We start from the raw sequence: 547 nt of genomic DNA on the forward strand, positions 1-547 counted from the left end.
CGCAGGCTACCGCGTCCTTCATCGCCTGTGATCGCCAAGGCATCCACCACATGCACTTGTTCGCTTGACCCTATAACGAGTCTGTCTCTCGACAGCCGCTACAGGTTGAGTTCTCGCGTTGTGCCGTATTCCAATTGAGTCAAACTTAGAGTTCGAATCATCTTGAGATACATCGATACAATCACAACCCGGATAACTTCCACGTCCATCTCGAGACGCTTCCGCTATCCAAATTACTTACTTCTTCCAGATTGTTAAAGAACGACAGCCGATACTTTCGTACCGCTCTGACTGGCTCAATCGCCAATGAGAAAAACTCGAACCAAACTTCATTCGAATGTTTGTCATTGAAGATTATTGAAAGCGGCCGGCATGATAACCGGTTTAAACCGCAGACAGCTAGTCTGTCTTAATCAACAGCCGATAAGCGTGAGCGCTCAACTTTGCGAGTAGCTCTGGAAAGGAGGTGATCCAGCCGCACCTTCCGATACGGCTACCTTGTTACGACTTCACCCCAGTCATGAATCCTACCGTGGTGACCGTCCTC

1 rRNA gene is annotated in these 547 nt (G+C 49.0%); it reads right to left on the minus strand.

Going from position 1 to position 547, the window contains the following annotated elements:
* Window positions 1–459: 459 nt before the first annotated feature.
* Window positions 460–547, minus strand: a 16S ribosomal RNA gene (locus HWX14_RS36265); the annotation flags it as partial.

It is taken from the genome of Burkholderia sp. BCC0044 (assembly GCF_902832955.1).
In the GTDB taxonomy this organism is placed as follows: domain Bacteria; phylum Pseudomonadota; class Gammaproteobacteria; order Burkholderiales; family Burkholderiaceae; genus Burkholderia.